We start from the raw sequence: 25,195 nt of genomic DNA, 5'->3' as shown, positions 1-25,195 counted from the left end.
TTTATTATGTTTAAACAGTTATTATTTAGAATTGCTTTTTTATTGTTATTTACATTAACGTGCAATTCACAATCAATTTTTGGAGAATGGAAAACAATTGATGATGAAACTGGAAACACCAAATCCATTGTAGAAATTTACGAACAAGATGGAAAAGCTTATGCAAAAGTTAAAGCTTTACTCGAAAAAGGAAAAAAAGATAAACTTTGTGAAAACTGTAAAGGTTTAAACAAAAATAAACCTATTAAAGGTATGGTTATCATTAATGGATTAACAAAAGATGGAAACGAATGGAATGGAGCAAAAATACTTGATCCTAAAACTGGTAAAGAATATAAATGTTATATTACTCTTGAAAGTGATAATAAATTAAAAGTAAGAGGTTATCTTGGTTTTGCTTTAATTGGTAGAACTCAGTATTGGATTAAAAACTAAAAAGCCTGCAAATGCAGGCTTTTTAGTTTTTAATATATGTTTTTTTAAATATTACTTAGCACACCTAAAACCCATATTAAATAAAGACGTATCCATAGAATTTTGAGCTCTAAATGTTGTAGTATAACTATTTTCTAAAGCTTCGTCAAACATAAATGATCCACCTCTAGTAGATCTAACATTTGGATCTTGAGGTGCTGTTGTATCGTTAAAAGGATATGGTTTATGATAATTTTCACACCATTGCCAAACATTTCCACCCATATCAAACAATCCAGCCTCTGAAGGAGAAAAAGTCCCAATTGGAGAAGTTAATAAATAACCATCGAGTGGTTCGTTTTCTTGAATGTTTTTTCCATTCCAAACATTTGCCATATACTTTCCATCAATAACAATATTATTTCCCCAAGCATATTTACTTTTACTGTTTTTACCATTTTTAGCTGCATATTCCCATTCAAATTCTGTTGGTAATCGCTTTCCAATCCAACTTGCATAAGCCTTTGCATCGTTCCAACTAACATGAGTAACTGGATGATTATCTTCTGCTTTTGGTTTATCTTTTCCTAATGGAAATTCCCAATTGGCACCAGGTAATAAACTCCAACTTCCTTTATCGAAAGAATAAACTCCAGAATCTCCAAATTTATCCGCTTCTGTTATATAATTCGCTTTTTCTATAAAATCTCTAAATTCTGCAACCGTAACAAGGTTTTTATCCAAATAAAATGGTTTAATTTCCATTTCAAATACGGGTTTTTCGTTTACCGGACCATTTTCAGAACCAATTGATATTATTCCTCCTTCAAAATACACCATATTATCAGTGTTTAAATCTTTTGAAGGTTCATTTAATGTTTCATTTTTTACTTCTTCTTTTGCTGTTTTCAATGCTTCCTTTTTTTTTGCTTCTTTACACGAAACAAAAGCCACAAGAACAAATAAGGTTAATTTTATTAATTTCATAAAAGTATTTTTAGTCTTATTAAAGTACAAATATCAAAAAATAGAATATAATAATCTAATGAATATGAATATCATTTTTTTTGTATTCGATGAGTAATTCCAATACTAAGTTCAGTAAAATCAGCTTGACTTAAATTTGAATTAATATGTGCACCTATATAAACGTTGTTTATTGGTTTTTTTGAAGTGTTTTTTGCGTAAATTTTTAATCCTAATCTACCTAAAAAAAGCTTTTTAAGCTCATATTTAAAATCGTGTTTAGGTTCAATTAACAAATAATGATGTTTATAAAAAGGTTTATATAAATTTAATCCACCTTCCCAATCAACTCCAATATTCCCTAATAAAGCTTCTACACCAATTGATACATAAATGTTTGAAGCATTAGTAATTGGATTTTTTATATAAGGATTAATTTTATTTTCTTTGATATAATCGTAATAATGCTCATAAAAATTATAGGTTAACCCCAAACTAATTTTAAAAATATTTTTATAATAAACGCCCCCGTAAATTTCTAGTGCTCTAACCGATTTTCTCTTACTTTTATAATCTATAAATTCATTAATACCTTCACCATATCTTATGGTATAAAATGTATCACCAATATTTTTAATTTTTAAAATATCAAAACTTTGTTCCGATATTTCTTTATGTTTTACAATGTTAATTGGCGTTGAAACACTGAATAAAACAGAATTAAGCCCTAAATTTGGTAGTTTAGTGTGACCATTTGAATGATGAAAATATCCTGCTCCAATTCTAAATTCTCTAAAATTAGAAACCGAAATATTATAATAAATAAAAGCCTGTAAAGCCCAAGTTAATTTTGAACTTATTGCAGAATTTGTTGAATTATTTATGCTATGGTATTGTTTGTTAAAATAAGAAGCTCCTAAACCAAATTTAACTGATAATGTTTCCTTTGAATTTAGATTAAATAAGATAAACGGTAAAAGACTTACAGCATTTCCTAAAACTTCGTTGTTTCCAAAATTTGAGTAGTATAATGAAATACCGGTATTTGGATAGTTTAAAATTTTTTCCCATTCCCTATCTTCAGAAAGTTGTCTCTTTTCAAAATTTAAACCAATATTGAACTGTGGATTTGTTTTAGGAAATATTTTATTAGAAGGAAGTGTTTTACCAATTAAAATTTCAGGCCTAATTGTAATATTTTGAGCTTTTAAAACGCTATTCTGCATCCAACTAGTTCCACATAAAAACAGTAAAATACAGATTCTCTTCATTTTTAAATAGTGAAAAACTTAATTTTTTTCTTTCAACATAGGCACAAACCTAAAATCACCCAATTCTAATTTTTCAAAATCTTTTTCTCCGGTTCTAACAAATAGCGTCATTGTTTGTACTTCGTCGCCAACCGGAATAACCAACCTACCTCCTATTTTTAATTGACTTAATAAAGGTTTTGGAACAAAAGGAGCTCCTGCTGTAACAATAATTCCATCAAAAGGAGCTTCTTCGGGTAACCCTTTATAACCATCACCAAAAATTATCTTTTTTGGGTTGTAATTTAATTTAGGTAAAAACAATTTTGTTTTTTTAAACAATTCCTTTTGTCTTTCTATAGTATATACTTTTGCTCCCATTTCTAACAAAACAGCAGTTTGATATCCCGATCCTGTTCCTATTTCTAAAACCTTAGCTCCTTTTTCTATTTGTAATAATTCTGTTTGAAAGGCTACCGTGTAAGGTTGCGAGATTGTTTGGTCTGCTGCAATTGGAAATGCTTTGTCTTGATATGCAAAATCTACAAATCCCGAATCCATAAACAAATGACGAGGAATATTAGAGATTGCTTTTAAAACATTTTTATCTTTAATTCCTTTATCAATCATTACTTTTACTAATTGATTTCTAAGCCCCTTGTGTTTATGTGTATCCTTCACTAATAAATAAAATTTGAGTTGCTAAAAATAGGGATTATCTTCAAAAGATTGCTATTTTTGTTGATACAATTTTAAACAAATAACTATGCTTAAAGCAGGAGTATTAGGTGCTGGTCACCTTGGTAAAATACATTTGAAATTATTAAATCAATCTGAAAAATACGAATTAGTTGGTTTTTACGATCCAATTAAAGAAAATGCACAAAAAGTTGAAGAGGAATTTGGTTACAAATCATTCAACTCAATTCAAGAGTTAATTGACGCTGTTGATGTTGTAGATATTGTTACACCTACATTATCGCATTACGACTGTGCTAAAGAAGCAATTGAAAAAGGAAAACATATTTTTATTGAAAAACCAATAACTAAAACAATTGAAGAAGCTGAGGCTATTTTAGAACTAACTAAAAAACACAATGTAAAAGGGCAAGTGGGCCATGTAGAGCGTTTTAACCCTGCTTTTACAGCTGTTAAAGACTCTATCCAAAACCCAATGTTTATTGAAACACATAGGCTGGCAGAGTTTAATCCACGCGGAACAGATGTTCCTGTTGTACTAGATTTAATGATTCATGACATTGATATTATTTTAAGTGTTGTAAAATCAAAAGTGAAAAGCGTACATGCAAGCGGTGTTTCTGTTATTAGTGAAACTCCCGATATTGCCAATGCACGAATTGAATTTGAAAGTGGATGTGTTGCAAATTTAACAGCAAGTAGAATTTCACTTAAAAACATGCGTAAATCGAGATTTTTTCAGAAAGATGCTTATATAGCTGTAGATTTTTTCGAAAAATCAACTGAGGTTGTAAAAATGAAAGATGCTCCCGAAGTTGCAGGAGATTTCGATATGATTCTTCAAAATGCAGAAGGTGTAAAAAAACAGATTTATTTTGAAAACCCAACGGTTGAAGCAAATAATGCAATTTTAGACGAGCTAGAAACTTTTGCTGATGCTATAGTTAATAACACTACTCCAGTTGTTACATTAGAGCAAGGAACAGAAGCATTAAAAGTTGCTCATATGATTATAAACGATTTTTAATATGAAACTTTTTCAAGTTGATGCTTTTACAAACAAAATATTTAAAGGAAATCCCGCTGCGGTTTGCCCCTTAAATGAATGGATTTCGAATGAATTAATGCAATCTATTGCAGAAGAAAACAACTTATCTGAAACTGTTTTTTTTGTTAAAAACCAGCAACAATTTGATATTAAATGGTTTACCCCTTCTTGTGAAATTGATTTATGTGGTCACGCTACTTTAGCTGCGGCTCATATTATTTTTACGGAATTAAATTTTCAAGAAGAAATTATTGAGTTTAATTCTAAAAGTGGAATTTTAACGGTCAAAAAAAATAATAATTGGTATACACTTAATTTCCCTTCAGAAAGTATTGCTAAAATTAATACTCCTCAAATTTTAAAAGAAGCACTCCAAGTTCCAATTGAAAATACATATTTAGGTAAATGGAAATTATTGGTTGAATTAAAAGATGAGGCATTAGTTAAAAATTTAAAACCAAATTTTTCAAAATTAGCCCAGTTGGATTCTTCGGGAATTATTGTAACTTCGAAAGGGAAAAATATAGATTTTGTTTCTCGCTTTTTTGCTCCAAAAATTGGAATTAATGAGGATCCAGTTACAGGTTCTGCTCATACCTTATTAATTCCATTTTGGTCTAAAAAACTAAATAAAACAAAATTAGAAGCTATTCAACTTTCAAAAAGAACAGGATTTTTAAAATGCGAATTTTTAGATAACAGAGTTGAAATTAGCGGAGAAGCGATTACATATTTAAAAGGGGAATTAACTATTTAAAAATTTTTTTATGAAAAACATTGCTGTAATAGGTGCTGGAACCATGGGAAACGGAATTGCTCATGTTTTTGCTCAAAATAATTATAAAGTAAATCTAATTGATGTTTCTAAAGAGGCGTTGCAAAATGGTATTAAAACTATTTCAAAAAATTTAGATAGGCTTATTTCAAAAGAAAAAATAACTCCTAAAATTAAGACACAAACATTAGATAATATAAAAACATACACTTCCATAAAAGAAGGTATCAACATTTGCGATTTAGTAATTGAAGCTGCAACTGAAAATGAAGCTATTAAATTAAAAATTTTTAAACAATTAGACCAAGATGCTCCAATAGACACAATTTTGGCTACAAATACATCTTCTATTTCTATTACTAAAATAGCTTCTGCTACCAATAGACCAGATAAAGTTATAGGAATGCACTTTATGAATCCTGTACCAATGATGAAATTGGTTGAAATTATAAATGGTTTTAATACTTCTAGCGAAGTAACAAAAACTATAATGAATCTTTCAAAAAAAATAAATAAAGTACCTGTTGAAGTTAACGATTATCCCGGTTTTGTGGCTAATAGAATACTAATGCCAATGCTTAATGAAGCTATTGAAACTTTATATAACGGGGTTGCTGGTGTATCTGAAATTGATACTGTTATGAAACTTGGAATGGCACATCCAATGGGGCCATTACAATTAGCAGATTTTATTGGTTTGGATATATGTTTATCAATATTAAATGTACTTTATGATGGTTTTAAAAATCCAAAATATGCTCCTTGCCCATTACTAGTTAATATGGTGCAAGCAGGAAAACTAGGTATTAAATCGGGTGAGGGATTTTACGATTATTCTGAAACTCGAAAAGCAGAAACTGTTTCTCAAAGATTCCAATAAAAAAAAGCCGCTAATCGCGGCTTTTTTTATTATAAATTTTTTAAAAAGAAATCCATCATATCCTCTTTTAAATCGTAATGCATTTTAACAAAAATTTTCATTTCATCCTTTAATAACACCTGTTTATCGTGAAACTTAACTTCAGTATTATTTTCATATTTCGCCTGTGCTATCTCTCTTTTCTTCATTCTAATTCTGTGCCTTAAATGATGCATAACCTCACGTTCACGAATTATTTTGTTTTGAAAACCTTCTAGTTGCACCATAACCTCTTTACCTAAATTTCGCATTGCAACATGTTCTAATTTTTCTTCGAAATAATCCATTTCACTTTCTTGAAATTTCAACTCTCTTTTCCATACTTCAAGATTGAAGTTTAGATCACTTAAGAATAATAACTGACTCTCCATATTCTATTTGGCTTTTAAATTATATATTAAATTTCGAAAAATTTATTTAGACTTTATCTGATAAAAATCATACTACTAAATAAATTGTAAAATTTTATTTTCATTTTGGTGGTTGTTCTATAAAGATATAAAAAAAGCGTTTTAATTGAAATTAAAACGCTTTTTTTATAATACAATATTTATATTCTAGTTATCATCTTCCTCTTCATCATCTTTCTTTTTTGATGTTTTATTCCATATTTTTATTTCATCGTTTATAGATACTCCAGAAAGAATTTCAACATTTATACCATCAGAAATTCCAAGATCTACCATTTTCTTTTCAAATGTTTGGTCGCCTGTACGAACTTCTACATAAGCGCTATCTGTTTTTTTATCGAATTGCAACAAGGCTTCTTTAATAGATAAAACGCTATCTTTTTTCTCTAAAACAATATCTGCATTTGCACTATATCCTGCTCTTACAAAAAATTCATCATCTAAAGTAACATCTCCTTTAATTTTAAATTGAACTGCCCCATTTTCTTCTGTTCCCTTTGGAGCAATAAAATTTAGTTTTGCTGGGTATTTTTTCTTTTCAATAGCTCCCAAAGAAACTTCTAGAACTGTACCATTTTTTATTTTCCCAACTTCAGCTTCATCAACTTTCCCCTCAAATATCATTTTAGTCATATCAGCAATTACTGCAATAGTTGTACCTGCATTAAATGTATTACTTTCAATTACCTGATTTCCTTTACGAACTGGTATTTCTAAAATTGTTCCAGAAATTTCGGCAACTACAGATGTGTTTGCTGTTTTCCCCATTCCTGATGTAGAACCTTTTCTTATAATTTGTAAATTGTTTTGAGAGTTTCTTAAATCTTGATTTGCACTATCAAAACTTAATTCTGCAGCCTCAAATTCGGATCTTGATTTTACTCCCTTTTCATATAAACCTTTAATTCTTTCATAATTTGTTTTAGCATTATCAAAACGTAATTGGGCATTTTTAACGCTACCTTGAGCGCTATTTAAACTTTGCACATTTGGTACTACTCGTATTGTAGCTAATAAATCTCCTACCTCTACCATAGCTCCTTCTTCAACAAATATTTTTTCAATAATTCCTGAAACTTTTGGTTTTATTTCCGCTTCTTCTAGCGGAACAACTTTTCCAGTAGCTACTGTTTTTTTAACAATATTCGTTTTAAATGGTGTTTCGGTTTCAAATTCAATAGAATTTTTTTTGTTTTTCATACCAAACCATACCAAAACCGCAATTAATGCTATTGCTATTGATCCAAAAATTAATGTTTTCTTCATCAGTTTATTATTTAATGTTCTTTTTATTTAAATGTGAAATTTTAAATTTCATATTATTCTTCTCTTAAAGCCTCTATTGGCCTTATACTTACCGCTGTTTGCGCCGGTATCATTCCTATTAGAGTACCCAATATAACTAAGGTAACGGCTGCTATTAAAACCACAGGTATATCAACTGTTGGGTTTGTTAATGCTGCATCTGGTCCTTTACCTATTGTAGCATCAATTAGCATTAAAACTAGTCCGCCAAAAATAATTCCAAGAGCTCCTGCAATACTTGTTAAAAAAACGGATTCTAGTATAATTTGTCTTTTAATTTCCCAAGGTTTTGCTCCTAAAGCTCGTCTTATACCTATTTCCTTTGTACGTTCTTTTACTGTAATTAACAATATGTTTCCAATAGCAAATACTCCAGCTATTAAAGTTGCAATCCCAACAAACCAAGTTAAAAACTGCATTCCTGTTAAAAAACCTGTGACCTGAGCAATTCTTTCTCCTAAATTAAAACTACCAAACGCTCTTTCATCTTTTGGATGTACTTTATGTAGATTTTTTAGAAGTAATTTTACGTCAGCTTCCATTTGTTTAATATCAAATTCTGGTTTTCCCGTTATCATCATCCAACCAATGGTGTTTCCTGTATTATAAACTTGTTGAAAAGTTGTAAATGGTATATGAATGTTACCTTGAGGTCCACCACTTCCTACCTGACCATCTTTATACATTCCTACAACATTATAATTTATGTCATTTATTTTTATATAAGTTCCTATTGGATATACATCTTTATCAAATAATTGTTTATATATTTCTTCTTCAATAACACAAACTTTTTTCTTTTCTTTTATATCATTATCATTAATAAATCTGCCATAAACTAAATCTTTCTTTTGTACATTATCCAGTTCAGGATAATCACCAAAAACACCAAAGGTTCCAGATTTAAAATTATTTATAGCCATAGATTGTCTTTGATGGCGTGGAACAACAAATTCTAGTCCTTTAATTTCACTTTTTATATTGTCTAAATCGGACATTTTTAGGATTAACCTTTTACCTTCCTGAAATCCTTTAAAAGGTTTACTTGTTTGCTGTGCCCAAACAAATACACTATTGGTTGCAAAGTTTCCAAATAACTTATTAAAGTTATTTTCTACCCCTTTTGCAGCTCCTAAAAGAACAACTAATAAAAATATTCCCCACATTACTCCAATAATAGTAATTCCTGTACGTGTTTTATTCTTACGAATACTACTGTATATTTCTTGCCAAGTATCTTTATCAAATAAAAAATTACTCATAATTATTCGTCGTTTAATGCAACAATTGGTTTAATTCCTGCTGCTCTTTTTGCTGGAATATATCCAGCAATTGTTCCCGCTATAACTAATACTATAGTTGCGCCAACAACTACGTATGTTTCTACACTAGGATTTAAAATGAAATATTTCTCTAAACTATCACCAATCCATTTTAAGGTAAAAACTCCAAGAAGTAATCCTGAATAACCTGCTATTGCAGTTACAAAAATAGATTCTAACATTATCATACCTACTATTGATTTTGGTGTGGCTCCTAATGCTTTTCTTATTCCAAGTTCTTTAGTACGTTCTTTAACTATATATACCATAATATTACTAATACCTATAATTCCTGCAACCAAAGTTCCTATACCAATAAATAATATTATAATATTTAAAACACTCATAAATTGTTCAACATTCTTTGTACCTTCTGCGTAATTTCTAACTCTAATTGCTCCTTGATCTCGTGGATCTACACTATGTTTTTCTTTTAATTGCTTAGTTAAATTATTAGTAAAAGATAGAGCTTGGTCCACGGTTAAATTTGGATTAAAAGTAAATCCGATATAATCTAATTCATCATTAGGTTTATACATTCCTTGTATTGTAGTAAAAGGAGTATATATAAAACGCTCTTCATTATCACCACCTGGATCACTAAATACACCTACAATTTTATAAGAAATCCCTTCAATATTCAAATTCTTACCTAATCCATTTCTATTTCCAAATAAATCTTTCTCAACCAGTTTACCAATGGCAACCACCTTTGATCTTCTTTCTAAATCTAAATAAGTTAAAAATCTTCCCTCTTCAATTACCGCTGATTCAAGTGGTTGATAATCCGGATAAACACCTCTTACGGTGTATCTATTTTGTTCTCCTTTATAAATAACCTGCATATTACGTTGAATATTTGGGCTGAAAAATTGAATTTTATCTTCATATTTTCCATTTATAAACTTCATATCATCATTTCTAAACTGTATTCTTCTACCGCTTTGAAGTCCTTTAAAAGGTTTTGTAGTTCTTCCAGAATATACATATACAGAATTTTGTGCATCACCTGCAAACTGTTTCTCAAAAGTATGTTTCAATCCATTACCAACACCAAATAATAAAGTAAATAACAATATTGCAAAGGAAATAGTAAATCCAGACAAAGCAGTTCTAAGCTTGTTTTTGCTTAATGTTTGAAAAATTTCTTGCCACCGATCTAAATCGAACATAACTTAAATGTTTATTTTTTGAGCTGTTTTTTCGTCACTTATAATAATTCCATCCTTTAAACGAACAATTCTATTTGTTTGTTCGGCAATATCTTCTTCATGGGTAATAACAAAAACCGTCATTCCTTCTCTATTTATTTCTTTTAGTAATTCCATTACCGATTCAGAAGTTGTAGAATCTAATGCTCCCGTTGGTTCATCTGCTAAAACAACTTTTGGTTTAGTTACCAATGCTCTAGCAATTGCAACACGTTGTTTTTGACCACCCGACAATTCACTTGGTAAATGATTTGCCCAATCAGTTAAACCAACTTTCTCTAAATACTGCATAGCAACTATTTGTCTCTCTTTTCTTCCCATTCCTTGATAATAAAGAGGTAACGCAACATTTTCAACTGCCGTTTTATAAGCAATTAAATTAAATGATTGAAATACAAAACCTAAAAATTTATTTCTTAAAATTGCAGCTTTTTTTTCATCAAGATTTTCAATTAATTGTCCATTCAAATAATACTTTCCAGAATCGTGATTATCTAATAAACCAACAATATTTAATAAAGTAGATTTTCCAGAACCTGACGAACCCATTATTGAAACAAATTCGCCTTCTTTAATATGAAGATCTAAACCTTTTAAAACATGTAATGAGTCTTTTCCTATTGGGTAGGATTTATGCAGTTTCTCAATCTTAATCATTTGGTAGTTGTTTTAAACGAAAATAGGCAAAGGCCGTGATTATTGCTATTAATATTTTGTTAAAGAATTATTTTTATTCTCTATTTTTGTTTTTATGAAGCAACTAAAAAATGATAATATTGTTATTTTTGATGGAATTTGTAATTTGTGTAATTCATCTGTTCAATTTATAATTAAAAATGACACAAAAGAACGTTTTTTATTTGCTTCTCTTCAATCAGACGTCGCAAAAGATATATTGTTACAGTTCCCTTCAAAAAAAAATAAAATAAATAGTATTTTACTTATTGAAAATGGAAATATTTACGAGAAATCTACAGCTGTTTTAAAAATTGCAAAGCATTTAAAACAGCCAATTAATATATTGTACTATTTTATTATAATTCCAAAATCAATAAGAAATATTGTGTATAACTATATAGCAAATAATCGCTACAAATGGTATGGAAAAAGTGAAAATTGTATTATTCCTACTCCTGAATTAAAAAATAGATTTTTGTGATTTTTTTTAAGTTGATTATTAATAGTACAATTTATTTTTTTGGATAATTATCGTCCCAATCTTTAACTTTTGGTTTACCTAGTTTTCCTAAAGATTTTGCTACAATCATTGATACCGACGCGTCACCAGTAATATTTACCGTAGTTCTGCACATATCTAATGGTCTATCAATAGCAAAAATTAGCGCTAAACCAGCTTCAGGAATACCTGCTTGGCCTAAAACAATAACCAACATTACCATACCTGCGCCTGGGACAGCTGCAGAACCTATACTAGCTAAAGTAGCCGTTACAATAATACCTAATTGAGCTCCTAAACTTAAATCCATTCCAAATGCTTGTGCAATAAAAACTGCAGCCACGGCTTGATATAAACTAGTTCCGTCCATATTAATGGTTGCTCCAATTGGTAATACAAAGCTACTAACCTCTTCATCTACACCTAAATGTTCGGTCACTCTTTCCATTGTTACTGGTAAAGTTGCTGCACTACTACTAGTTGAAAATGCTAATAATTGTGCAGGTGATATTCCCTTCAAAAAACTTGCAGGATTTTTTTTAGTTATTATCCAAACAATTAAATTATAAAATGCAATCATTATTAACAAGCCCAAAACAACTGTAAAAGCATACCAAATAAGAGCTTTAAATAAATCTACACTAGGAGATTCAACCACTAAAGCCGCCAGCAATGCGAAAACACCATAAGGTGCCGCAAGCATTATTAAATCAATAAGTTTTAATATAACCTCATTAAAACCGTCAAAAAATGATTTTACTGGCTTTGCTTTTTCCTGCGGAATTAAAATTAAGCCTACTCCAAAGAAAATAGCAAAAAATATAATTTGTAACATGTTTTTATTTTGTGTGGCAGCTCCAAATATATTATCGGGAACTATATCTACCAATGCCTGTAAAGGCCCGCTACTTTTTTGCTTAACAGCCTGATCCTTATATTTTTGTGCGTCACCACTATAATTTTCAACCAATTCTTGTCTTGTTTTTTCTGAAATAGAGTTACCTGGCTGAATTAAGTTTACTAGTAACAAACCTATGGATACTGCGACCACTGTAGTTACTAAATAAATAGCTATTGTTCTACCTCCCATTTTTGAGAGTTTTGAAATATCTTTTAAATCTGAAACTCCTTTAATTAATGAAGCTAAAATTAATGGAACCGCTATAAGCTTTAAAGAATTAATAAATATTTTCCCAAAAGGTTTTACCCAATCTTCAACAATTTCTTTTCCCCCTTCTAAATAAGTCATTCCCAAACCAAATAACACACCTAAAACCATTCCAATTAATATTTGCCAATGCAACGCCAAATTTTTCATTCACTCGTTTTTAATTTATTTGGAAAGATATAAAATAGGTTAAAACTTTTGTATTTAAAAGACATAAAAAAAGCGCAAAACTGCGCTTTTTATTCAAAAAATTATTTAAATCCTTAAAATTGATATCTAATTGACAGTGCTAAATCTAAATCTGTATCTTTTCCATAATCACCCAAGATACCAATTTCAGGTCTAAAATCTATAGAAATTAATATTGGCCCTCTAAAATCATACTCAATTCCAACATTTCCATCTGCATTTAAAAACAAGCCTTCATCTCCATCATTATTATTAGAATTACTGTAGCTCCAAGATCCAATACCCCCACCAAAACCTGCATACCAATTTAAACGATCTTCAATACTCCAAACCCATTGATAAATTCCAGATAGCTTAAAAGCATCGTAGTTTTTATGATTCCTATATCCCAAGTCAATTTCGAACCTATTAATATCTCCCATTTTTTTTTGATAAGATATTTCTCCACCAAAACCATCGTTATCACCAAATCTAATCCCTAATGCATTGTCACTAATTTCTTGCGAACTTACTAGTTGAATGGTACCTAAAAATACAATTAAAATAATTACTAATTTCTTCATAATTTAACGTTTTGATTTTTTTTAATTAAAATAAAATTCTGTTTTATTAAAAACGTAAAACTAATTATTTTGTTACAATTGTGACTTAATTTTTTTATAGGTGTCATATTTATAGAAATTTAAGTATTTTAGAAAAAAAATTAACAAATAATATAAAAAAGAATGGCAGGTTTATTAGATTTATTGAATAGTGATTTAGGTAAAACATTAGTTAATGGTGCAAGTCAAAAATTAGGACAAAACGAGGCTCAAACATCTTCGGCTTTAAGCGCCGCGCTTCCTTTAATTTTAGGTGCAATGAAAAACAATGCATCAACTCCACAAGGAGCTGAAGGTTTATTAGGTGCTTTGTCTGGAAAACATGATGGAAGTATTTTAGATAATTTAGGTGATTTATTAGGAAACGAAAGTACATTGCAAGATGGCGCTGGAATATTAGGACATGTTTTTGGAGGTAAAGAACAAAATGTTGCAAAGGCAGTTAGTGCAAAAAGTGGAATTGATATGGGTTCTGCAATGAATTTGTTAAAAATGGCTGCTCCTGTAATAATGGGATATTTAGGAAAACAATCTCGTCAAAATAATGTAAGTGATGCTAATGGTGTTGGAGATTTATTAGGAGGTTTACTAGGCGGAGGTGCTCAAAAAGAACAAAGTTTAATAACTCAAATTTTAGATGCTGATGGTGATGGAAGCGTTATTGACGATTTAATTGGAATGGCTGCTGGAGGTAAGAAAAAAGGTGGACTTGGTGGTTTACTAGGTGGTTTATTTGGAAAATAAATTAATGCTTTTATTATAAAATTAAGGGTCAGTTTTTAACTGGCCTTTTTCTTTTTAAAAATAAATGTATTTTTGCTGCACTAAACTAAAAAAATGAATAAGCTTAAGCAACGTTGGGGTATTACTTCGAACTTTCAATTAATTCTAATATTTATTGTATTTTCAATTAATGGTTCGTTTGCAACTTGGATTGCGAAACCAGTTACTGAATTTGTTGGTTTAAATAGCGAAACTACTAATCCATGGATTTTTTGGCCCTTAAGAATTCTATTAATTTTTCCTATTTATCAAATTACTTTACCTATTGTTGGTTTTTTATTTGGCCAACATAAATTCTTCTGGAATTTCACAAAAAAAATGCTTTATAGAATTGGTTTCAAAAATATTTATAAAGAAAACTAATCTTCATCTTTTTTAATAAGATATTTGTAAATCCACGTTAATGTAAAGGTTGGTAAAAAGTCTGTACCAAAAAAACCAGCTTCTTCAACAAAGGTGACCAACCCTCCTATTTTCCCTTCAGTTCCTTTGTACATTTTATAAATTAAAAAGGCTGAAGCTGGCGCCCAAATTATATCTGAAAATTCTCCAAAATAAGGAACAATAAACGATAACATTCCTATTCCATCAAATAATAACCCGGCAAGTAGCAATTTGTATTTTTTTTTCATAAATGATATTTTACAATATATAGCAAATTAAATGCCAAAATAATTTTAATTAATTTACCTAGAAAAACTATTTAATTATATATGTTTAATTTACTGTATTCTAGTGACATTAAGTCGTTATACTTAAATTTATAATTTAATTTTAATTTAAGTTTTTCATTAGAAACTATTTTAAAATTAAAATTGTTTAATTCATCAAAAATAGGAATTTCTTTACCTAAATCATTCTTTACTTTACAGTAAAACTTTTTACGATTTGGATGTGAATCATTACAAGCATTAAACACTTCATTCCAAAAATCATTTTTAATAATTCTAATTAAAATTTGAACGCAATCATCTTGATGTATAAAATTTACAAATCCTTTTGGATTAGGAATTATTTTACCATTGTTAAAAAAATTTCCAGGATTTCTATTATAACCAAATAAACCTGCAAAACGCACTACGGTTGTCTTAAAATTTTTATTTGAAATAAAAAGCTGTTCAATTTCAACTAAAGGAGAAGATTGTAATGGTGAATTTTCCGTAACAATTTTATTCTCGGCTTTATAAACTGAAGTTGAACTAATAAAAATTATTTTTCTAATTGGTGACTTTTCAATTTCAGAAATAAGCTGTTTAAATCCTTCAATATTTTTTGATGGTAAGGCAATTATTAAAATTTCCGCGTTTAAAAAACCTGTTAAATTAGAATCTAAATTTTCTAAACTAATAATATGGGGTTCTATACCAATATCTATTAATTCTTTTTGTCTTTCGGTTGATCTTGTTGATCCTTTTACCAAATAACCAAATTTAATTAATTCTTTAGCTAAAGGTTTTCCTAACCAACCACAACCTAAAACACTTATAATTTCTTTCAAATTAATGTTTTAATTTCGATTTATTTTCTTTTATAAACTTTTCCAATTTAGGATTAATTACTGCTCTACAATAACCTTGAGATTTGTTATTGTTATAATAATTTTGATGATATTCTTCGGCTTTATAAAATACATCTAACTTTGTTACTTCTGTAACAATTGGTTTATCAAAAACCTGCGCTTTTGTTAAAGATTTTATAAATTCTTCTGCTTGTTTTTTTTGATTTAAATCGTGATAAAATATTGCAGATCTATATTGAGTTCCTGTGTCATAACCTTGTCTATTTAACGTAGTTGGGTCATGTGTGCTAAAAAAAACTTCAAGTAATTCTTTAAAACTAATTATACTAGAATTGTATTTTATTCTAATTCCTTCTGCATGTCCCGTTTGTCCCGTACAAATTTCTTTATATGTTGGGTTTATTACTGTTCCACCTGTATAGCCAGACGAAACACTTTCAACTCCATTTAACAATTGAAATATTGCTTCGGTACACCAAAAACAACCATTTGCAAATGTTGCCGTTTCCATTTTTTTTTGAATCATTCTATTTTTTTTTGAAATGTTAGATTGTGAATTACCAATTGAAGTAATAAATACAAATACAAGCAGTATTATTTTTTTCATTCTAATAAATTGTTTAATGCATAGTCGAAAAAATATAATGATAATTACAGAAAAAAAAACGAGCTTTAAATATTCTCTAATGTAAGAACAACACTTTCTAACATTTCTTCGGTAAAATCTAAATGGGTAACCATTCTTAATTTACCTTGCCCCATGGATATTAATCCAATTCCCGCATCATTTAACCTGCTAATAAAATCTTCTTCATTTATTGAGTCAACAACATTAAAAATTACAATATTGGTTTCTATAGGTTCAACGTTTTTTATTAAATCACATTTTTGAAGTGCTTTTCCTATTATTTGTGCTCTGGTATGATCGACAGCCAACCTTTCTATATGATTGTCAAGAGCATAAATTCCTGCTGCAGCTAAATAACCCGATTGCCTCATTGCTCCTCCAAATAATTTACGAACTCTTAAAGCTTTTTCAATATGTTCTTTTGTACCTAGTAAAACAGACCCTATTGGAGCTCCTAAACCTTTGGATAAACATATAGAAATAGTGTCAAATATTTCGCCATATTGTTCAGGGCTTTCATTTTTAGCAATTAAAGCGTTAAATAAACGAGCTCCATCTAAATGAAATGAAAGATCTTTATTATTACATATTTTTCTAATTTTTACAAGCTCTTCATAATCCCAACAAGCACCGCCACCTTTATTTGTAGTATTTTCAATAGCAACAAGCCTTGAATAGGGAACATGAATATCCGATCTTCCACTTGAAACGGCCTCATTTAATTGATTAGCTGTAAAAACACCTCTGTTTCCATCAATTAAATGTGATGTAACTCCAGAATTAAAAGCTGCTCCACCACCTTCATAATTATAAACATGTGCCCACTTATCACAAAACATTTTATCTCCTGGCTGGGTAAGTATTTTTATTGCAGTTTGATTTGCCATAGTTCCCGATGGAAAAAATAAAGCATCTTCCATATTAAACATTTTGGCAATTTTTTCTTGAAGTTTATTAACAGTTGGATCACCTTTAAAAACATCATCTCCTACTTCGGCATTCATCATAGCTTTTAACATACCTTTTGTTGGCTTGGTAACTGTATCACTTATTAAATTTATGTGCATTTTATATTTTTAATTTTAATTTTTAATCTTTTTGCTAACTACAACAACTATTAAACAAGTATATTGTTTATTATTATAAATGTAGTTACTTATTTTAAGGATTAAAAATGAAAGTTTATTTTTGTAACTCTTAATCATAAAAATGATATCAAACGACCAATTAAACAAATTACAAGAACGCATAAGCAAGCTCAAAAACTATCTAGATATTGATAGAAAAATAATTGAAGTTGCAAATGAAGAAGAAAAAACTGCAAATCCAGATTTTTGGAATAATCCAAAAGAAGCTGAATTAGTGATGAAAGAGTTACGGTCCAAGAAAAAATGGGTTGATGATTATAATCTATTAAATACTCTTTTTGAAGATACTACAGTTTTGCTCGATTTTTATTCCGAAGGTGAAGCAACTGAAGAAGAATTAGACAATTCATACTCAAAAGCAATTAATTTAATTGAAGAATTAGAGTTTAAAAATATGCTTTCAGAAGAAGGTGATAATTTAAGTGCTGTAATTCAAATTACTGCAGGTGCCGGAGGTACAGAAAGTTGTGATTGGGCAATGATGCTAATGCGTATGTATTTAATGTGGGCAGAAAAGCAAAAATTTAAAATTAGAGAACTTAATTACCAAGATGGAGATGTTGCTGGTATTAAAACAGTTACGTTAGAAATTGATGGAGAATTTGCATTTGGTTATTTAAAAGGGGAAAATGGAGTTCATCGTTTAGTTAGAATTTCACCATTTGATAGTAATGCAAAAAGACATACTAGTTTTGCATCCGTATATGTATATCCGTTAGTTGATGATTCTATTGAAATAGTTATTAATCCTGCCGAAATAGATATTACAACTGCTCGATCTAGTGGTGCAGGTGGTCAAAATGTAAATAAAGTTGAAACAAAAGTTCAATTAACACATAAACCAACAGGTATACAAATATCCTGCTCCGAAACAAGATCGCAGCACGAAAATAGAGATAGAGCAATGCAAATGTTAAAGTCTCAATTATATGAAATTGAATTAAGAAAGCAACAAGAAGCTAGAAGCGATATTGAAGCTGGAAAAATGAAAATTGATTTTGGCTCTCAAATTAGAAATTATGTTATGCATCCTTATAAATTGGTAAAAGATGTAAGAACTGCATTTGAAACCGGTAATGTTGATGCGGTTATGAATGGAGAAATTGATGGTTTTATAAAAGCCTACTTAATGCAGCAAGGACAAAAAGAATCGACTAATGAGTTGTAAAATTGATACAATAATTTTTGATTTAGGCGGAGTTTTGGTTGATTGGAATCCAAAATATGTTTATCTCAAAGCTTTTAATAATGATGAAACAAAAGTTAATTGGTTTTTAAATACTGTTTGCTCTTCTGAATGGAATTTACAACAAGATGCTGGCAGAACAATTGCTGAAGCAAATGCTATTAAAATTGAACAGTTTCCAGAATATAAGGATTTTATTAAACTTTTTTATGATAAATGGCCCGATATGTTTAAAGGTCCAATAAATGAAAATGTGGCTATTTTTAATAAATTTATTTCTTCTAAAAATTATAAGGTTTACGCTTTAACAAATTGGAGTGCCGAAAAATGGGAAAAAGCATTGGAATTGTTTCCTTTTTTTAAAAAATTTGATGGTGTTGTAGTATCTGGAAAAGAAAAAGTAATTAAGCCTAATCCTGAAATTTATAAAACGCTCTTTACAAGATTTAAGATAAATCCCGAAAAAGCTGTCTTTATTGATGATAATTTAGAAAATATAATTGCTGCAAAAAAATTAAAATTAACAGGAATTTGCTATTCGAGAAGTGTAAATTTAATGACTGAACTAAATAAATTAAATATTTACATTTAGAATAACCAACAACAAAATACACGATTTAAAACATAAATAGTTATTTTTTAACAATAAAATGCAATTAATTAACATATTTTAGTATTTTTACATTAACATAAATTATTCGATTAATAAAATTGTTATGATAATTTAAATGTTAGTAAATGAGAAATATTATTTTATTTATACTAATATTAACCCCACTTTTTAATTTTAGTCAAAAAAAAGAAATTAATAGTTTTACTATCAATGGTAAAATTGTTGATTCTGAAACAAAAAAACCTATAGAGGATGCTGCAATTGTATTTAAGCACATAGATTCTAGCACCATAACATATGGCGGAATAACAAATTCAAGAGGGTATTTTAGTGTTGATATCACCGAAGGTAAATATATTGCAACGGTTAATTATATATGTTATAAGCCTAAAGAAATAAATATTTCAGAAATTAATAGAGATTTAAATATTGGAACAGTAGAATTAGATATTGATACCAACTATTTGAATGAAATAGAAATTGTTGGCTCTAAAAAAACAGTTCAAATTAAGCCAAATAAAATTGTTTTTAATGTTAAAAATGACATTGCTTCATCAGGAGGAGTTGCCACAGACATACTAAATAATATTCCTTCTGTTTCAGTTGATCCTAGTGGAAATATAACAGTTCAAGGTCAAGGGCATGTTCAAGTAATGATTAATGGAAAAACTTCATCATTGTCAAAAACAAATGCCTTAAAGTCTTTACCAGCCGGATCTATTGAAAATATAGAAGTAATTACAAACCCCGGCGCAAGATATAAAGCTGATGCATTAAGTATTATTAATATAATTCTAAAAAAAGGAAAAGATATTGGTTTAAACGCATCTATAACCTCTACTGCAGGTTATAAAGATTATTATGGTGGTTTGGTCTCTTTAAACAATAAAACAAAAAACATAAACTTTTTTACAAATTTATCTTATAATCATAGTAATCCTATAACAATATCTAATTCCCAAACTGAATATTTTAGTAATGGCGCTACAACTTCATTTTTAAATGAAGAAACTGATTTTGATAGTAAAAATGATGCTTTCTATGGCTCTATTGGAAGTGATTTTTATATTTCTAAAAAAACCTCTTTAACAGCATCAATTAATTTTCAAAACCTACATAATAATAGAGATTCATATACTTTTACCGAAATATTTGATGAAAATAAAAACCTAAACTCTTCTAACCAAAGAAATTTAGATAGTGAGTTTAATAATGAATTAATTGAATTTTCATTTGATTTCGAGCATAATTTTAATGACAGTGGTAAACAACTAACTTCTTCTTTTGTTTTTACAAACGATTTGGATGATTTTGATAATTCATTTAATAATTCAAACTCAAATTTTAACTTCGATAATTTTATTGAAAAAAATAAATTAACAAATCGAATTATTGATGTAAAGTTTTTAAATTCAATCGGCAATAAAAGTAACTATGTAGTTGGTTATTATGGTGAATTTGGAGAAATTGACTATAAACGAGATAATTTAACAAGTGAAAATAATATTGAATATTCCGAAAAAATTAATGCCGCGTTTGCTGAATACGAATATGAAAATGACAAGTTTTATTTAGGTTTATCAATGAGAGGAGAATTTTCAAAAATAAATGTTAATTACAAAAGTTTAAACAGTTTTCAAAAAAACACTTTTAACAATTTAGTACCATCCACTTATTTACAATACAGTTTAAGCGATGTAAAAAGTTTAAGTTTAAGTTATAACAGTGCAATTCTAAGGCCAGGAGCTAATGATTTACAACCCTTTGAAGAAAAATACAGTGAAACCTCCTCATACCAAGGAAATCCAAATCTAACACCAATTAATGTTGATAATTTTAATTTCAACTATACTTACTATGGTAATAAAATAACCTTTAGTCCATCAATAAGGTATCAAATTTTCGATAATTATATGCAAAATATCACCTATGAAACAGGTGAACAAGTAAATGGAGTAAACAAAATTTTAACTACGCCCATAAATCTTGGAAATGTAAAAATTTATGGTATCAATATAAGCACCATATATAAAGTTAATAATCAGCTTAGTTTTACTAGCAACATAGATGTTTATAATTTTGACCAAGTTGGAAATTTTGAAATTTTAAACAAGGCTAACAATAGAATTGAATTCGATTATAACCAAGCTAATATAAATGGAAGCTTTAGCTTATTAACGCAACTTAATTTGCCTAAACTATTCGATTTTCAAATAAATGCTAAACATTTTCTAGATTCCGAAGGTCCATATTCAATTAGAAAAAATTATACATATGCAAGTGCAGCTATTAATAAAGAGTTATTTAATAATAATGCCTCAATTAGTTTAACTTTAAATGATATTTTTAATTCAAATCAAACAAATAGAAACCGTTTTTATGAACAGTATGCATCCAAAAGTTTAATTAAAAATAAATATAGAAATATCTTATTGTCTTTTACTTACAGATTCAATCAAAGTAAGAAAAGTAGATTAATAGATTTTGAACGAAAACAAAACAAACCTAATTACTAATTTATTATTTTTGTTTAAAACTTATTTATGAAAATATATCACAATCCACGTTGTAGTAAAAGTAGACAGGGTTTAAATATTTTAGAAGAATCGAAATTTGATTTTGAAATTATTAAATATTTAGATAATCCTATCTCTGCAGAAGAATTAAAAGAAATTGTTAAGCTTTTAAACATCTCTCCTATTCAATTGGTTAGAAAAAACGAAACTGTTTGGAAAGAAAATTATAAAGGAAAAGAATTATCTGACGAACAAATAATAAATGCAATGGTTGAAAATCCAAAATTGATTGAACGCCCCATAGTAATAAACAATGGAAAAGCCGTTATTGGCCGACCTCCAGAGATTATAAAAACAATTTTATAACAAATTTAAACCATCAATTTATGATGGTTTTTTTTATGATTTTTTTTTAAATATATATGTTAACATTCATTAACATATTTAAAAGTGAATTCTAACTATTTTTACAAATAAAATAAATGTACTTATGAAATATGTTGCTTCGTTGTTGTTAATAATTGCATCTATTAATGGATTTTCTCAATACAAAGGAAATGAAAAACTGACTAAGGTTGAAATTTCAGGAACCGTTATTGATTTTGATACTAAGGAACCTTTAGAATATGCTACAATAGTTTTAAAACCCTTAAATGGCAAGTCAATTACCGGAGGAATTACTAATGAAAATGGGAAATTTAGCATAGAAGTTTCAAAAGGTCCATATGATATTTCCGTTGAGTTTATTTCATTCAAAACAAAAACTATAAAAAATAAGATTCTAAAAGAAAACACAAACTTGGGAACTATTTTATTACAAATTAATGTTGAAAGTTTAAATGAAGTAGAAATTATTGCAGAAAAAAGTACCGTAGAAATTAGGCTAGATAAAAAAATATACAACGTTGGTAAAGATATGACTGTTAAAGGAGGAACGGCCTCAGATGTTTTAGATAATGTTCCTTCCGTTTCAGTTGATGTAGAAGGAAATGTTAGTTTACGTGGAAATGAGAATGTTCGAATTTTGGTAAATGGAAAACCATCTGGACTTGTTGGATTAGGTGGTACTGATGCTTTAAGACAATTGCCTGCTGATGCTATTGAAAAAGTTGAAGTAATTACAAGTCCTTCTGCTCGCTATGATGCCGAAGGAACCGCTGGTATTTTAAATATAATTTTACGTAAAGGAAAAGCTCAGGGCTTTAATGCATCTATTTCCTCAACTTTAGGAATTCCAAAAAACATTGGCCTTTCTACCAATATTAATTACCGTACGAAAAAAGCTAACTTTTTTACAAATACAGGATATAGTATAAGAAAATCACCAGGAAATTCATTATCAAACGTAACCTATTATGATAATGATGCAACCATTACTAATTATAGAAACGAAGTTATTGATTACGATAGAGAACAAAATGGTTTTAATACTCGTTTTGGGATGGAATATTTTTTAACTGATAAAAGTTCGTTAACTGGAGCTATTTTATATAGAAAATCGGACGGAGATGATTTGTCTACAAACCTAATTAGCAACTTTAATAATTTATACAATTTAACTTCTTCAAGCACTAGACTTGAAGAAGAAACCGAAAAAGATGAAACAATTGAGTACAGTTTTAATTATACCAAAGATTTTGAAAAGTCTGGTCATAAATTAACATTCGATTTTCAATACGGTACAAGCGAGGAGCAAAATTTCACAAATATCTCAGATACAAATAACAATCCAGAAAGAAATTCGACCAATGAAAAGGATTCTGAAATTGAATTTAAAGGAGATTATACCTTACCAATTGGAGAAAACTCACAATTTGAATTTGGTTTTAGAGTTAATTTAGATAAGTTAGATTCTGATTATTTAGTAGAAAAATTTGAAAACAACCAGTTTGTAAATAATGCTAATTTTTCTAATAATTTAGATTTTGAACAAAATGTAACCGCTCTATATTCTCAATATGGTAAAAAAATTAACAAATTTTCTTATTTGTTGGGATTAAGAGTTGAAAATACAGATCGTAAAATTAATTTGGAACAAAACAACGAGGTTTACAATAAAAATTGGACCGAATTATTTCCTACCATAAACTTAGGTTTAGAATTTACCGACACTGAAAGTTTAACCTTAGGTTACAGCCGAAGATTAAGAAGACCAAGACACTATTTTTTAAATCCATTTGAATCTCGTACCAGTGAAACTTATATAAGAAAAGGAAATGTTAATCTAGATCCTACATATACCAATTCATTTGATTTAGGTTATTTAAAAAAATGGGATAAATTTACTTTAAACTCATCATTATATTACCAACATTCACTAAACAGTTTTGAAATGGTACAAATTGATGAATGGAGAGATAGTGATGGTAATACTGTTATTTATAACGAACAAAACCCAAACCCAGATCATATAAAAGTTGTTATTAGAACACCAATAAACTTAAGTAACCAAGATAGGTATGGTTTTGAATTTACAGCAAATTACAATCCGTATAAATGGTGGCGACTATCAAATAGTTTTAATTTTTTTAAATCTGTTATTAAAGGTGATTTCGATAATATTAGCTACGATGCTGAAAATATTTCTTGGTTTACAAATTTAACTTCAAGGATAACGTTGCCTGGTAAAATTGATTGGCAAACTAGAGGAATGTATATGGCTCCATTTGAAGGAGCACAATCAACTAGAGAAGGTTTTGTTAGTATTAATTTAGCTTTTAGTAAAGATCTCTTTAAAGAAAAAGCAACAATCTCATTTAATGTTAGCGACTTATTAAATTCGCGCAAAAGAAAATCAGAAACTTTATCTCCAACCACCTATACTTATGGCGAGTTTCAATACAGAGAAAGACAATTTTTATTAAATTTTACTTATAGATTTAATCAGAAAAAGCAAAGAGAACGACAAAGTGGATATAATGGTAATGGAGATGATGAAATGTTTTAAAGTATAAAAAAAAAGAGTACATTTAATATAATTAATTTTAATAATTTTATATGAAAACAATCAAAACAATTTTATGCGTTACTATTTTATTTTTAACGGTGCAGAGTAGTTTTGCTCAAAAAGCAAAAAAAGCATCTTACATTGATAAAGTAGTAACTTATGTTTCAAATGAAGTTTCTTTATCTGCAGATGAAACGGCAGGTGTTAAAGACATTATGACAAAACTTGCCACAGAAAAAAAAGCTATTAAAGCTTTAACCGGCGAAGATAAAAAGGCGAAGATGAAAGAATTGAATCAAAACAGAAACAAAAGCTTTAACAAATTATTAGGTAAAGAAAAAGGTAAAGCTGTAATCCAAGCAATTTCAGCATTTCAAAAGAGCCAAAAGAAAAAATAGTA

At 28.7% G+C, this 25,195-nt stretch carries 27 protein-coding genes; 13 read left to right on the top strand and 14 right to left on the bottom strand.

The genetic code is table 11. From position 1 onward, the window contains the following. Window positions 1–6: 6 nt before the first annotated feature. Window positions 7–435: a DUF2147 domain-containing protein gene (locus Q0776_RS07470; RefSeq protein WP_298366606.1), complete on the top strand. Its 429-nt coding sequence runs from the start codon at window positions 7–9 to the stop codon at window positions 433–435. Window positions 436–486: 51 nt separating this feature from the next. Here the strand turns inward: Q0776_RS07470 and Q0776_RS07465 are convergent, their stop codons facing one another. From Q0776_RS07465 to Q0776_RS07455, 3 genes are all read right to left on the bottom strand, one after another. Beyond that, complete coding sequence (locus Q0776_RS07465) at window positions 487–1,401, bottom strand: SUMF1/EgtB/PvdO family nonheme iron enzyme (RefSeq protein ID WP_298366603.1); 915 nt, start codon at window positions 1,399–1,401, stop codon at window positions 487–489. Between the two features lie 71 nt (window positions 1,402–1,472). Continuing rightward, entirely contained in the window at window positions 1,473–2,651 is a 1,179-nt protein-coding gene (locus Q0776_RS07460) for an acyloxyacyl hydrolase (protein ID WP_298366601.1), read from the bottom strand. A gap of 18 nt (window positions 2,652–2,669) precedes the next feature. Continuing rightward, the gene (locus Q0776_RS07455) at window positions 2,670–3,311 is read right to left on the bottom strand and encodes a protein-L-isoaspartate(D-aspartate) O-methyltransferase (protein WP_298366599.1); all 642 of its coding nucleotides are present in this window, start codon (window positions 3,309–3,311) and stop codon (window positions 2,670–2,672) included. Window positions 3,312–3,396: 85 nt separating this feature from the next. On the opposite strand from Q0776_RS07455, the gene Q0776_RS07450 reads away from it, so the two are divergent. From Q0776_RS07450 to Q0776_RS07440, 3 genes are read left to right on the top strand one after another with little or no spacing between them, the layout of a single operon-like run. Continuing rightward, a complete protein-coding gene (locus tag Q0776_RS07450) occupies window positions 3,397–4,356 on the top strand; it encodes a Gfo/Idh/MocA family oxidoreductase (protein ID WP_298366596.1) in 960 nt (319 codons plus the stop codon). 1 nt (window position 4,357) lies between these two features. Continuing rightward, window positions 4,358–5,134 carry a PhzF family phenazine biosynthesis protein gene (locus Q0776_RS07445; protein ID WP_298366594.1) on the top strand — a complete coding sequence of 259 codons (777 nt, stop codon included), beginning with the start codon at window positions 4,358–4,360 and terminating at the stop codon, window positions 5,132–5,134. 10 nt (window positions 5,135–5,144) lie between these two features. Next, window positions 5,145–6,032, top strand: coding sequence for a 3-hydroxybutyryl-CoA dehydrogenase (locus Q0776_RS07440; RefSeq protein ID WP_298366591.1), 888 nt, complete (start codon window positions 5,145–5,147; stop codon window positions 6,030–6,032). 29 nt (window positions 6,033–6,061) lie between these two features. On the opposite strand, the gene Q0776_RS07435 is transcribed toward Q0776_RS07440, so the two are convergent. From Q0776_RS07435 to Q0776_RS07415, 5 genes are all read right to left on the bottom strand, one after another. Then, window positions 6,062–6,442 carry a hypothetical protein gene (locus Q0776_RS07435; protein WP_298366590.1) on the bottom strand — a complete coding sequence of 127 codons (381 nt, stop codon included), beginning with the start codon at window positions 6,440–6,442 and terminating at the stop codon, window positions 6,062–6,064. A gap of 186 nt (window positions 6,443–6,628) precedes the next feature. Continuing rightward, window positions 6,629–7,747: an efflux RND transporter periplasmic adaptor subunit gene (locus Q0776_RS07430; protein ID WP_298366588.1), complete on the bottom strand. Its 1,119-nt coding sequence runs from the start codon at window positions 7,745–7,747 to the stop codon at window positions 6,629–6,631. Window positions 7,748–7,800: 53 nt separating this feature from the next. Further along, window positions 7,801–9,048, bottom strand: coding sequence for an ABC transporter permease (locus Q0776_RS07425; protein ID WP_298366586.1), 1,248 nt, complete (start codon window positions 9,046–9,048; stop codon window positions 7,801–7,803). A gap of 2 nt (window positions 9,049–9,050) precedes the next feature. Beyond that, a complete protein-coding gene (locus Q0776_RS07420) occupies window positions 9,051–10,280 on the bottom strand; it encodes an ABC transporter permease (RefSeq protein ID WP_298366584.1) in 1,230 nt (409 codons plus the stop codon). Between the two features lie 3 nt (window positions 10,281–10,283). Then, the gene (locus Q0776_RS07415) at window positions 10,284–10,976 is read right to left on the bottom strand and encodes an ABC transporter ATP-binding protein (protein ID WP_298366582.1); all 693 of its coding nucleotides are present in this window, start codon (window positions 10,974–10,976) and stop codon (window positions 10,284–10,286) included. Between the two features lie 94 nt (window positions 10,977–11,070). Between Q0776_RS07415 and Q0776_RS07410 the strand changes: the two genes are divergently transcribed. Continuing rightward, window positions 11,071–11,478 (top strand): DCC1-like thiol-disulfide oxidoreductase family protein, encoded by a 408-nt coding sequence (locus Q0776_RS07410; RefSeq protein ID WP_298366579.1) that lies wholly within the window; start codon window positions 11,071–11,073, stop codon window positions 11,476–11,478. A gap of 31 nt (window positions 11,479–11,509) precedes the next feature. Here Q0776_RS07410 and Q0776_RS07405 read toward each other — a convergent pair whose 3' ends face one another. Both Q0776_RS07405 and Q0776_RS07400 read right to left on the bottom strand, forming a co-directional pair. Beyond that, complete coding sequence (locus Q0776_RS07405; RefSeq protein ID WP_298366577.1) at window positions 11,510–12,814, bottom strand: dicarboxylate/amino acid:cation symporter; 1,305 nt, start codon at window positions 12,812–12,814, stop codon at window positions 11,510–11,512. 113 nt (window positions 12,815–12,927) lie between these two features. Beyond that, window positions 12,928–13,416, bottom strand: a complete 489-nt coding sequence (locus Q0776_RS07400; RefSeq protein WP_298366575.1) for a hypothetical protein — start codon at window positions 13,414–13,416, stop codon at window positions 12,928–12,930. A gap of 162 nt (window positions 13,417–13,578) precedes the next feature. Here Q0776_RS07400 and Q0776_RS07395 point away from each other — a divergent pair, with 162 nt between their 5' ends. Next, window positions 13,579–14,199, top strand: a complete 621-nt coding sequence (locus Q0776_RS07395; protein ID WP_298366572.1) for a DUF937 domain-containing protein — start codon at window positions 13,579–13,581, stop codon at window positions 14,197–14,199. Between the two features lie 93 nt (window positions 14,200–14,292). Then, window positions 14,293–14,601 (top strand): DUF6787 family protein, encoded by a 309-nt coding sequence (locus Q0776_RS07390; RefSeq protein WP_298366571.1) that lies wholly within the window; start codon window positions 14,293–14,295, stop codon window positions 14,599–14,601. Here Q0776_RS07390 and Q0776_RS07385 read toward each other — a convergent pair. From Q0776_RS07385 to Q0776_RS07370, 4 genes are all read right to left on the bottom strand, one after another. Beyond that, complete coding sequence (locus tag Q0776_RS07385) at window positions 14,598–14,870, bottom strand: hypothetical protein (RefSeq protein ID WP_298366569.1); 273 nt, start codon at window positions 14,868–14,870, stop codon at window positions 14,598–14,600. The genes Q0776_RS07390 and Q0776_RS07385 overlap by 4 nt on opposite strands. Before the next feature lie 71 nt (window positions 14,871–14,941). Continuing rightward, complete coding sequence (locus Q0776_RS07380; protein ID WP_298366567.1) at window positions 14,942–15,736, bottom strand: dTDP-glucose 4,6-dehydratase; 795 nt, start codon at window positions 15,734–15,736, stop codon at window positions 14,942–14,944. 1 nt (window position 15,737) lies between these two features. Further along, window positions 15,738–16,364, bottom strand: coding sequence for a peptide-methionine (S)-S-oxide reductase MsrA (gene msrA, locus Q0776_RS07375; protein ID WP_298366565.1), 627 nt, complete (start codon window positions 16,362–16,364; stop codon window positions 15,738–15,740). Window positions 16,365–16,429: 65 nt separating this feature from the next. Then, entirely contained in the window at window positions 16,430–17,452 is a 1,023-nt protein-coding gene (locus Q0776_RS07370; RefSeq protein ID WP_298366563.1) for a GntG family PLP-dependent aldolase, read from the bottom strand. A gap of 142 nt (window positions 17,453–17,594) precedes the next feature. Here Q0776_RS07370 and prfB point away from each other — a divergent pair, with 142 nt between their 5' ends. From prfB to Q0776_RS07340, 6 genes are all read left to right on the top strand, one after another. Further along, a complete protein-coding gene (prfB, locus tag Q0776_RS07365; RefSeq protein ID WP_298366560.1) occupies window positions 17,595–18,701 on the top strand; it encodes a peptide chain release factor 2 in 1,107 nt (368 codons plus the stop codon). Continuing rightward, entirely contained in the window at window positions 18,691–19,311 is a 621-nt protein-coding gene (locus Q0776_RS07360) for an HAD family phosphatase (protein ID WP_298366558.1), read from the top strand. The genes prfB and Q0776_RS07360 overlap by 11 nt, the downstream gene beginning before the upstream one ends. Before the next feature lie 146 nt (window positions 19,312–19,457). Further along, the gene (locus Q0776_RS07355) at window positions 19,458–21,848 is read left to right on the top strand and encodes a TonB-dependent receptor (RefSeq protein WP_298366556.1); all 2,391 of its coding nucleotides are present in this window, start codon (window positions 19,458–19,460) and stop codon (window positions 21,846–21,848) included. A 27-nt stretch (window positions 21,849–21,875) separates the two neighbouring features. Beyond that, window positions 21,876–22,214: an arsenate reductase (glutaredoxin) gene (gene arsC, locus Q0776_RS07350; RefSeq protein WP_298366553.1), complete on the top strand. Its 339-nt coding sequence runs from the start codon at window positions 21,876–21,878 to the stop codon at window positions 22,212–22,214. Between the two features lie 124 nt (window positions 22,215–22,338). After that, window positions 22,339–24,795 carry a TonB-dependent receptor gene (locus tag Q0776_RS07345; protein WP_298366550.1) on the top strand — a complete coding sequence of 819 codons (2,457 nt, stop codon included), beginning with the start codon at window positions 22,339–22,341 and terminating at the stop codon, window positions 24,793–24,795. Between the two features lie 50 nt (window positions 24,796–24,845). Continuing rightward, entirely contained in the window at window positions 24,846–25,193 is a 348-nt protein-coding gene (locus Q0776_RS07340) for a hypothetical protein (RefSeq protein WP_298366548.1), read from the top strand. Window positions 25,194–25,195 lie beyond the last annotated feature (2 nt).

The organism is uncultured Lutibacter sp. (assembly GCF_947495725.1).
In the GTDB taxonomy this organism is placed as follows: domain Bacteria; phylum Bacteroidota; class Bacteroidia; order Flavobacteriales; family Flavobacteriaceae; genus Lutibacter.
The sequence above is the reverse complement of the archived record's forward strand: the minus strand, read 5'-3'. Positions and strand labels throughout refer to the sequence as shown.

What these genes read in the sequence shown, in the direction of transcription:
- Q0776_RS07450 (WP_298366596.1), top strand. Translation starts at nt 3,397, where the DNA reads ATGCTTAAAGCAGGAGTATTAGGTGCTGGTCACCTTGGTAAAATACAT.
- prfB (WP_298366560.1), top strand. Translation starts at nt 17,595, where the DNA reads ATGATATCAAACGACCAATTAAACAAATTACAAGAACGCATAAGCAAG.
- Q0776_RS07445 (WP_298366594.1), top strand. Translation starts at nt 4,358, where the DNA reads ATGAAACTTTTTCAAGTTGATGCTTTTACAAACAAAATATTTAAAGGA.
- Q0776_RS07390 (WP_298366571.1), top strand. Translation starts at nt 14,293, where the DNA reads ATGAATAAGCTTAAGCAACGTTGGGGTATTACTTCGAACTTTCAATTA.
- arsC (WP_298366553.1), top strand. Translation starts at nt 21,876, where the DNA reads ATGAAAATATATCACAATCCACGTTGTAGTAAAAGTAGACAGGGTTTA.
- Q0776_RS07415 (WP_298366582.1), bottom strand. Translation starts at nt 10,976, where the DNA reads ATGATTAAGATTGAGAAACTGCATAAATCCTACCCAATAGGAAAAGAC.
- Q0776_RS07470 (WP_298366606.1), top strand. Translation starts at nt 7, where the DNA reads ATGTTTAAACAGTTATTATTTAGAATTGCTTTTTTATTGTTATTTACA.
- msrA (WP_298366565.1), bottom strand. Translation starts at nt 16,364, where the DNA reads ATGAAAAAAATAATACTGCTTGTATTTGTATTTATTACTTCAATTGGT.
- Q0776_RS07440 (WP_298366591.1), top strand. Translation starts at nt 5,145, where the DNA reads ATGAAAAACATTGCTGTAATAGGTGCTGGAACCATGGGAAACGGAATT.
- Q0776_RS07405 (WP_298366577.1), bottom strand. Translation starts at nt 12,814, where the DNA reads ATGAAAAATTTGGCGTTGCATTGGCAAATATTAATTGGAATGGTTTTA.
- Q0776_RS07410 (WP_298366579.1), top strand. Translation starts at nt 11,071, where the DNA reads ATGAAGCAACTAAAAAATGATAATATTGTTATTTTTGATGGAATTTGT.
- Q0776_RS07395 (WP_298366572.1), top strand. Translation starts at nt 13,579, where the DNA reads ATGGCAGGTTTATTAGATTTATTGAATAGTGATTTAGGTAAAACATTA.
- Q0776_RS07340 (WP_298366548.1), top strand. Translation starts at nt 24,846, where the DNA reads ATGAAAACAATCAAAACAATTTTATGCGTTACTATTTTATTTTTAACG.
- Q0776_RS07360 (WP_298366558.1), top strand. Translation starts at nt 18,691, where the DNA reads ATGAGTTGTAAAATTGATACAATAATTTTTGATTTAGGCGGAGTTTTG.
- Q0776_RS07420 (WP_298366584.1), bottom strand. Translation starts at nt 10,280, where the DNA reads ATGTTCGATTTAGATCGGTGGCAAGAAATTTTTCAAACATTAAGCAAA.
- Q0776_RS07460 (WP_298366601.1), bottom strand. Translation starts at nt 2,651, where the DNA reads ATGAAGAGAATCTGTATTTTACTGTTTTTATGTGGAACTAGTTGGATG.
- Q0776_RS07400 (WP_298366575.1), bottom strand. Translation starts at nt 13,416, where the DNA reads ATGAAGAAATTAGTAATTATTTTAATTGTATTTTTAGGTACCATTCAA.
- Q0776_RS07385 (WP_298366569.1), bottom strand. Translation starts at nt 14,870, where the DNA reads ATGAAAAAAAAATACAAATTGCTACTTGCCGGGTTATTATTTGATGGA.
- Q0776_RS07435 (WP_298366590.1), bottom strand. Translation starts at nt 6,442, where the DNA reads ATGGAGAGTCAGTTATTATTCTTAAGTGATCTAAACTTCAATCTTGAA.
- Q0776_RS07465 (WP_298366603.1), bottom strand. Translation starts at nt 1,401, where the DNA reads ATGAAATTAATAAAATTAACCTTATTTGTTCTTGTGGCTTTTGTTTCG.
- Q0776_RS07425 (WP_298366586.1), bottom strand. Translation starts at nt 9,048, where the DNA reads ATGAGTAATTTTTTATTTGATAAAGATACTTGGCAAGAAATATACAGT.
- Q0776_RS07430 (WP_298366588.1), bottom strand. Translation starts at nt 7,747, where the DNA reads ATGAAGAAAACATTAATTTTTGGATCAATAGCAATAGCATTAATTGCG.
- Q0776_RS07345 (WP_298366550.1), top strand. Translation starts at nt 22,339, where the DNA reads ATGAAATATGTTGCTTCGTTGTTGTTAATAATTGCATCTATTAATGGA.
- Q0776_RS07370 (WP_298366563.1), bottom strand. Translation starts at nt 17,452, where the DNA reads ATGCACATAAATTTAATAAGTGATACAGTTACCAAGCCAACAAAAGGT.
- Q0776_RS07355 (WP_298366556.1), top strand. Translation starts at nt 19,458, where the DNA reads ATGAGAAATATTATTTTATTTATACTAATATTAACCCCACTTTTTAAT.